Annotated in this window: 9 protein-coding genes and 2 tRNA genes; 1 reads left to right on the top strand and 10 read right to left on the bottom strand. The window is 74.3% G+C overall.

What is annotated here, in order from left to right:
- Window positions 1-94: 94 nt before the first annotated feature.
- From IH44_RS0126025 to IH44_RS0125985, 10 genes are all read right to left on the bottom strand, one after another.
- The gene (locus IH44_RS0126025) at window positions 95-484 is read right to left on the bottom strand and encodes a hypothetical protein (protein ID WP_030462154.1); all 390 of its coding nucleotides are present in this window, start codon (window positions 482-484) and stop codon (window positions 95-97) included.
- 88 nt (window positions 485-572) lie between these two features.
- The gene (locus tag IH44_RS0126020; protein WP_030462153.1) at window positions 573-1,613 is read right to left on the bottom strand and encodes a UDP-N-acetylmuramate dehydrogenase; all 1,041 of its coding nucleotides are present in this window, start codon (window positions 1,611-1,613) and stop codon (window positions 573-575) included.
- 84 nt (window positions 1,614-1,697) lie between these two features.
- Window positions 1,698-2,084, bottom strand: a complete 387-nt coding sequence (locus tag IH44_RS0126015; RefSeq protein WP_030462152.1) for an antibiotic biosynthesis monooxygenase — start codon at window positions 2,082-2,084, stop codon at window positions 1,698-1,700.
- 48 nt (window positions 2,085-2,132) lie between these two features.
- Window positions 2,133-3,548 (bottom strand): DHA2 family efflux MFS transporter permease subunit, encoded by a 1,416-nt coding sequence (locus IH44_RS0126010; RefSeq protein WP_107066626.1) that lies wholly within the window; start codon window positions 3,546-3,548, stop codon window positions 2,133-2,135.
- Window positions 3,549-3,631: 83 nt separating this feature from the next.
- A complete protein-coding gene (locus IH44_RS0126005) occupies window positions 3,632-4,207 on the bottom strand; it encodes a TetR/AcrR family transcriptional regulator (RefSeq protein ID WP_232795088.1) in 576 nt (191 codons plus the stop codon).
- Between the two features lie 96 nt (window positions 4,208-4,303).
- A complete protein-coding gene (locus IH44_RS0126000) occupies window positions 4,304-4,732 on the bottom strand; it encodes a MaoC family dehydratase (RefSeq protein ID WP_030462149.1) in 429 nt (142 codons plus the stop codon).
- Window positions 4,729-5,187, bottom strand: coding sequence for a MaoC family dehydratase N-terminal domain-containing protein (locus tag IH44_RS0125995; RefSeq protein WP_030462148.1), 459 nt, complete (start codon window positions 5,185-5,187; stop codon window positions 4,729-4,731). The genes IH44_RS0126000 and IH44_RS0125995 overlap by 4 nt, the downstream gene beginning before the upstream one ends.
- Before the next feature lie 107 nt (window positions 5,188-5,294).
- A complete protein-coding gene (rpmG, locus tag IH44_RS44550; protein WP_006604855.1) occupies window positions 5,295-5,459 on the bottom strand; it encodes a 50S ribosomal protein L33 in 165 nt (54 codons plus the stop codon).
- An 82-nt stretch (window positions 5,460-5,541) separates the two neighbouring features.
- Window positions 5,542-5,614 (bottom strand) — tRNA-Met (locus IH44_RS0125990).
- A 42-nt stretch (window positions 5,615-5,656) separates the two neighbouring features.
- Window positions 5,657-5,729 (bottom strand) — tRNA-Thr (locus tag IH44_RS0125985).
- Between the two features lie 317 nt (window positions 5,730-6,046).
- Here IH44_RS0125985 and IH44_RS0125980 point away from each other — a divergent pair.
- On the top strand, window positions 6,047-7,297 hold the full coding sequence (locus IH44_RS0125980) for a hydrolase (protein WP_030462147.1): 1,251 nt from the start codon (window positions 6,047-6,049) through the stop codon (window positions 7,295-7,297).
- Window positions 7,298-7,324 lie beyond the last annotated feature (27 nt).

Genomic DNA, 7,324 nt, shown 5'->3' with positions numbered 1-7,324 from the left:
GAGAGCTACCTCGCTGGCCTCCGCCTTCGCGGCGCGATGATCTGGCTCAAAGACCTCACCAAGCCCGCCCCTTGATCACGACCGAATACGCTCCCTAGTGCCGACGGCGACGTCGCCGGGTGAGGGCGCCGGTCGCCGCGGCGAGCAGCCCGCCCGCCGCCAGGGCGCCGACCGCGACCAGGGCCACCCCGACCACGAACAGCCCGTCGCCCTCCCCGGACCAGTCCGCCCAGGCGGCGCCCGTCAGGCCCGCCGTGCTGCCCGCGACCGCGGCGCGCGCCCGGCCCCGGTGCGCCGACCAGCACACCGCCGCGCCGACCGTCAGCACCAGGCCGAGCACCTGCCACCCCTCGTACGGGCCGGACACCGTGCCGTCCGGGGCGACGTCCCGCTCCCCGTCCCACCCCAGCCAGGCGGCCCAGGCCAGGACGGCGGTCAGCAGGGGCAGCAGCAGGGGTACGCGGTCCGCGGTCGTCGCTCTCACCGGCCGAGCGTCCCGCACCCGGGGCGCGGCCCGACAGCGCGCGGGTACTCAGCCGCCGGCTGAGTACCGGCCGCACCGCCCCGGGGCCTCAGAGGCTGACGCCCACCATCACCGGCTCGTTGACCAGTTCCACCCCGAACGCCGCCCGGACGCCGTCGCGGACCTCGCGGGCCAGGGCGAGCAGGTCCTCGGTGGTCGCCGAGCCCCGGTTGGTCAGGGCGAGGGTGTGCTTGGTGGAGAGCGTCGCCGGACCGCTGCCGTGGCCCTTGCGGAAGCCCGCGTTGTCGATCAGCCAGGCCGCGGAGGTCTTGGTGAGCCCCTCCCCCGCCGGGTAGGCCGGCGCCCGCAGGTCGCCCAACCGGGCGGTGAAAGCGGCGAACTGGGCGTCCGTCAGGACCGGGTTGGTGAAGAACGAGCCGGCCGACCAGGTGTCGTGGTCGGCGGCGTCCAGCACCATGCCCTTGCCCGCGCGCAGCCGCAGCACCTCGGCGTGCGCGTCGCCGAGCTTGACCCGCTGCTCCGGCTCGACGCCCATCGCCCGGGCCACCTCGGCGTACTTCACCGGCGAGGACAGGCCGCCCTCGTCCGCGAGCCGGAACCGCACCCGCAGCACCACGTACCGGTCCGGGTCGGCCTTGAAGCGGCTGTGCCGGTAGGAGAAGGCGCAGTCGGCGTTGGCCAGGGTGACGCTCTCGCCGAGCAGGCGGTCGTACGCGACCACCTCGGTGATGCTCTCGGCGACCTCCTGCCCGTACGCCCCGACGTTCTGCACCGGGGTGGCGCCCGCCGAGCCGGGGATGCCGGCCAGGAACTCGAGGCCGGCCAGTCCGGCGGCGACGGTGCGGGCCACCGCGTCCGACCAGACCTCGCCGGCCGCCAGTTCCAGCAGCGTCCCGTCCAGGGCGAAGCCCTCGGTGGCGATCCGCAGCACCGTGCCGGGGAAGCCGGCGTCCCCGATCACCAGGTTCGACCCGCCGCCGAGCACCAGCAGCGGTTCCCCGGCCGCGTCGGCGGCCCGCACCGCGGCCACCACCTCGGCGTCCGTCCCGGCGGTCACCAGCCGGCGGGCGGGGCCGCCCAGGCGCAGCGTCGTCAACGGGGCCAGCGGCGCATCCATCTGCTCGATCACCGCCCCAGCGTAAGCGAGATCCGGCCCGCCCCCGGCCACCGGGCCGGTGCGCGGGGCCGGATCGCGCGGGCCCCGGAGCGGGCACTACCCGGCTTCGGCGAGCCGGCGGCGGGCCTCGGTCCAGCCGGGTTCGGCCGCGCTCTGCGCCTCCCAAGTGGCGAACGCGGAGCGGGCCATCACGGGGCGGAGCGCGGTCATCGCCTGCCGGTGCGTCCCGGAGCGGACGAACGCGGCGAGCGCCTCCTCGTCGCTCCAACTGGAGAGCACCCAGAAGGTGCGGCGCAGCGGTGCGGCGCGCAGGGTGACGCCGAGCGCGCCGGGGGCGCGGCAGGCCCGGTCGCGGACCTTCAGCGACTGCCGCAGGAAGCCGGGGACGTGGCGCAGTCCGCGGACCTGGAGTTCGGCGGCCATCACCACGGGCCGGGCCGGTGGCCGCTGCGCGGCGGGCCCCGGGGTCCAGGGGAGTGTCATGGCGAGCACGGTCGGTTCCTCCTCGTGCGGTGGCGGGTGCCGGGCCGGTCAGGACCGGCCGGCCAGGACGGGTTCGGGGTCGGCTCCGGCGGCGGTCCGCATGCCGTGCCGCCGGGGGACGAGCGCGGCGGCGACCGCGCCGGCCCCGATCGCGGCGGCGCCGACCAGCAGCGCGGCGGTGAGCCCGTCGGTGAAGGCCGCGGTGCTGCCGTAGCCGCCGCGGGCGGAGAACACGGCGGAGAGCACGGCCACTCCGAGCGCGCCGCCGACCTCGCGCATCGCGTTGTTCGCGCCGGAGGCGATGCCCTGTTCGGCGGGGCGGACGCTGGCCATCACCAGGTTGGCGGTGGGGGCGAAGTAGAGGGACATGCCGATGCCGCAGACCATCAGGACCGGGACCTGCTGCCCGTACCCGGCGGAGTGCTGGGCGAGCAGGGCGATCCCGAGCAGGCCGAGGGCCTGCAGGACCAGTCCGGTGACCACGATGGGGCGGCCGCCGATCCGGTCGGTGAGCAGCCCGGCGACCGGGGCGACCAGCAACGGCATGGCCGTCCAGGGGAGCATCCGGACGCCGGCCTGCTCGGAGCTGTAGCCGTTGACGCCCTGGAAGTACTGGCTGATCAGGAAGATCGAGCCGAACATGCCCAGGTACATCAGCAGGCTGGCGGCGTTGACGGCGCTGAACGCCCGGCTGCGGAACAGCCGCATCGGGAGCATCGGCCGCTGCGCCCCGCGGATCTCGTACCCGACGAAGGCGGCCAGCAGCAGGGCGCCGCCGGTCAGCGAGCCGAGCACCAGCGGGTCGGTCCAGCCGTCGGGGTTGCCGCGGACCAGGCCGAGGACGAGGCCGAACAGTCCGGCGCTGACCAGTGCGGTGCCGGGGAGGTCGAGGCGGGGGTGCTCGCCGCGGCTCTCGCCGAGCACGGCGCGGGACAGCGGCAGCAGCACCAGGCCGACCGGGACGTTCACCCAGAAGATCCACTGCCAGGAGAAGTGCTCGGTGAGGCTGCCGCCGATCAGCGGGCCGGTGGCGACGGCCAGCCCGGCGACGCCGGACCAGATGCCGAAGGCCATGCCGCGCCGGGCGGCGGGGACCGCGACGGTGAGCAGGGTGAGGGTGAGCGGCACCATCACCGCCGCGCCGGCGCCCTGGACGGCGCGGGCGGCGATCAGCGTCCCCATGTCGGGGGCGAGCGCGGCGGAGGCCGAGCCGAGGGTGAAGACGGCGAGTCCGGCGACGAACATCCGGCGGCGGCCGAAGCGGTCGCCGAGGGCCGCGCCGAACATCAGCAGGACGGCGAAGGTCAGGGTGTACGCGCTGACCGTCCACTCCAGGTCGGCGAGCGCCCCGCCGAGGTCGGTGCGGATCGCGGGGAGCGCGGTGGTGACCACCAGGTTGTCGAGTCCGGCCATGAAGCTGGCGACGCTGACGACCACCAGGGTCCAGACGGCTTGCCTGTTCATCTCTCTTTCCCCCAAAGGTTGTGATTGATCAATAACTTTCGTGGGCCGAAAAAAGGGCGCGCCGCCGTCGTCGGCGGAGCGCCTCAGCCTTCCCCGGCCTCCTGCGTGCGGGGCCCCTCGAGCCCGGACCAGATCCGGTGGTCCGCCGGGTACCCGAGCGCCACCAGGGTGTTGATCAGCATGCCGTGCGCCATGAACCCGGTCGCCGCCTCCTGGTCGCCGCCGATCCGCTCCCGGACCCGCTCGAACAGCCGCATCCAGCCCTCCCGGGCCGCCTCCCCGATGCCGTGCTCGCCGGCCGACTCCGCCGCGAACACCGAGACGTAGATCTGCATCTGCATCATGACCTGCTCGCGGTCCGCGATCAGGTCCAGGTACGCGGCGCCCATCGCCTCGCACGCCGCCTCCCCGGTCAGGCCCTCCGACGCCCGGTCGAAGACCCGCCAGGTCTCCTCGATGCAGTGCTCGGCGGCCGCCTCGAAGATCGCCTGCTTGTTGGGGAAGAGCCGGAACAGGTACGGCTGCGAGACGCCCACCCGGCGGGCGATCGCCTCGGTGGACGTCCCCCGGTACCCGCCCCGGGCGAACTCCACCATGGCCGCCCGGACGACGCTCTCGCGCCGCTCCTCGGCGGACATCCGCATGCTGTTCCTGGCCATGCCCCCCAGGTTAGTGATTGGCCAATAACTTTGGCAAGCGGACCGGTGGGGCGCGTTCCGGAGGCCGGGCCCCCGGAAACCGCACCCCGCGGGCGCTCAGCCCAGCCGGACGACCGCCCGGGCCATCCCGAGCACCTTCTGCCCGCCGCTGGTCGCCACCAGGTCGACCCGGACCCGGTTGTCCTCCAGCAGCGCGGCGACCTTCCCGGTCACCTCGACGGTGGCGCCGATGCCGTCGTTGGGGACGACCACCGGCTTGGTGAAGCGGACGCCGTACTCGACCACCGCGCCCGGGTCGCCGACCCAGTCGGTGACCACCCGGGCGGCCTCGGCCATGGTGAACATGCCGTGCGCGATCACGTCCGGGAGGCCGACCTCCAGGGCGAACTTCTCGTTCCAGTGGATCGGGTTGAAGTCCCCGGAGGCACCGGCGTACTGCACCAGCGTCGCCCGGGTGACCGGGAACGACTGCGCCGGCAGCTCGGTGCCGACCTGGACCTCGTCAAAGCGGACCGTCACGGTCACTCCTCCCCGGCTTCGGCGGCGCGCGCCACCAGCGTCATGATCGACGTCACCACGTGCTCGCCGCCGGCGTCGTCGACCTCGCCGCGGACGGTCAGCACGTCGTTGCCCGCCAGCGACTTGATCGCGTCGATGCTGATGGTGACCGAGAGCCGGTCACCGGCCCGCACCGGGCGGGCGTAGACGAACTTCTGGTCGCCGTGCACCACCCGGCTGTAGTCCAGCCCGAGTTCGGGGTCGTTCACGACCTGCGCCGCGGCCCGGAAGCTCAGCATGAAGGGGAAGGTCGGCGGAGCGATGACGTCCGGGTGCCCGAACGCCTTGGCGGCCTCGGTGTCGGTGTACGCCGGGTTCGCGTCACCGATCGCCGCGGCGAACTCGCGGATCTTCTCCCGGCCCACCTCGTACGGTTCGGTGGGCGGGTAGGTCCGCCCGATGAACGAGGGGTCGAGCGGCATGGGGGCAACTCCTCTGGTCGTGCGTCCGGCCCGGCGTCCGGCCCGTCATGCAGAAATGACTCCAGGCCGCTCCCCGTGGTGGGGTGCGGCCTGGAGTCGAGGCAAAGTCAGCGGGTTTCGCGGTGCGCCGTGTGAGAGTTGCAACGCGGGCAGTGCTTCTTCATCTCAAGACGGTCCGGGTCGTTACGCCGGTTCTTCTTGGTGATGTAGTTCCGCTCCTTGCACTCCACGCAGGCCAGCGTGATCTTCGGGCGGACATCGGTGGCAGCCACGGGAGTGCCTTCCTTGGACAACGAATAAGAACACAGACAAGAGTAGCCGATCGGGAGTGATCCCCCGATCGACTACGCGGGGTAGCGGTGACCGGACTTGAACCGGTGACACAGCGATTATGAGCCGCTTGCTCTACCAACTGAGCTACACCGCTTTGATGATCGGAACCCCGCCGAGGCGAGGAACTCTTCACCAGAGCCCCCATGCGGAATCGAACCGCAGACCTTCTCCTTACCATGGAGACGCTCTACCGACTGAGCTATAGGGGCGAACGAGGAAGAGATTACACGGTTCCGGGCCAGAGGTGAAATCCGTATCCGCGCCGGATCTCCGCAGGTCGGCGGGCCCGTACTGACGGGCCGTCACCCGACACCCGTTCGACCCCCGCCGCAACCCGGGCCCGCCCGACACGTCCCGACACGTCCTGGCGGCCCGCATCCACCGGTCCCCGCCGAGCGCGGCCTAGGCTCGACCGTCAGTGATCCCCCGCGCGGCCGCCCACGGCCGCACGGGCGCGCCGCCGGCCGGCCGCCCGCACCGGGCCCCGGAGCCGCCGGGCGGTCAACGGGACTGGAGGAGCGGGCCGATGAGCGAACCCACCGAGGGCGCCCAGCCACCGCCCGCCAACCCGCTCGGGCACGGGCCGGTGCTGCTGCTCACCGGCGCCCGGCTGCTGGACGGCCGGGTGGTGGACGTCCGGATCAGCGGGGACCGGATCCAGGCCGTCGGCACCGTCGGCAGCCTCGGGCCGCTGCCCGCCCTGCCCGGGCAGCCCACCGTCACCACCGGCGCCCGGATCGACCTCTCCGGCTACCTGCTGCTGCCCGCCCCCGCCGAACCGCACGGGCACCACGACAGCGCGTTCGCCGCCGCCCTGCCCGAACCCGCCCCGGACGGCCCGGCCGAACTGGTCCGCCGGGCCACCGAGTCCGCGCTCACCTCGCTCGGCTACGGGGCCACCGCCCAGCGCACCCACGTCCGGATCGGCGACGCGCACGGGCTGCGCCGGCTGGAGGCCGTCCTCACCGCCCGCCAGGCGCTGCGCGGGCTGGCCGAACTGCAGGCGGTGGCGATGCCCCGGCTGCTCACCGGCCGCGCCGGGGCCGACGGCCGGGCCCTGCTGCGGGACGCCCTCAAACTCGGCGCGGACGCGGCGGGCGGCTGCCCCGACCTCGACCCGGACCCGGTCGGCTACGCGCAGGCCGTCCTGGACGCCGCGGCCGAGGCGGACTGCCCGGTCGACCTGCACACCAACGCCGCCGACCAGGCCCAACTCGCCCGACTGGTCGCCGCGCTGGCCCCGCACCGGCCCCGGGTCACGCTCGGCCCGTGCAGCGCGCTGCCGCCCGGCGGCGCGGGCGTGCTGGCCGGCGCCGGCATCCGGGTCGCCTGCCTGCCGCAGAACGGCGGCTGCACCGGCCTCGAAGGCCCCCCGATCGGCCTGCGCCCGTCCCTGGTGCGGGAGTTCGCCCGCGCCCGGGTCGCCCTCACGGCCGGCGCCGGAGCCCTCCGCGACCCCTCCAACCCGGTCGGCCGGGCCGACCCGCTGGACGCCGCCCGCCTGCTCGCCGCGAGCGGCGCCCTCTCCCCCGAAGCCGCCTACGACGCCGTCTCCGCCCAGGCCCGCACCACCCTCGGCCTGCCCCCCGTCCGGGTCGACGCCGGCTTCCCCGCCGAACTCCTCGCCGTCCGCGGCGACACCCTGGACGGCGCCCTCTCCGGCGGCCAGTCCCGCCTGGTCGTCCACTGCGGCCGCATCGTCTCCCGCACCAGCGCCGTCCGCGAATTCGCCGACACCGTCACCCTGGCCCTCCCCCGCCAGAACCACCCGGGCTGAGCCACCCGGCCCGCGGCAACGAAAGAA

It is taken from the genome of Kitasatospora sp. NRRL B-11411 (assembly GCF_000721345.1).
GTDB classification, from domain to species: Bacteria; Actinomycetota; Actinomycetes; order Streptomycetales; family Streptomycetaceae; genus Kitasatospora; species Kitasatospora cineracea.
Note: the sequence above shows the minus strand (reverse complement) of the source record. Positions and strands in the feature narration are given on the sequence as shown.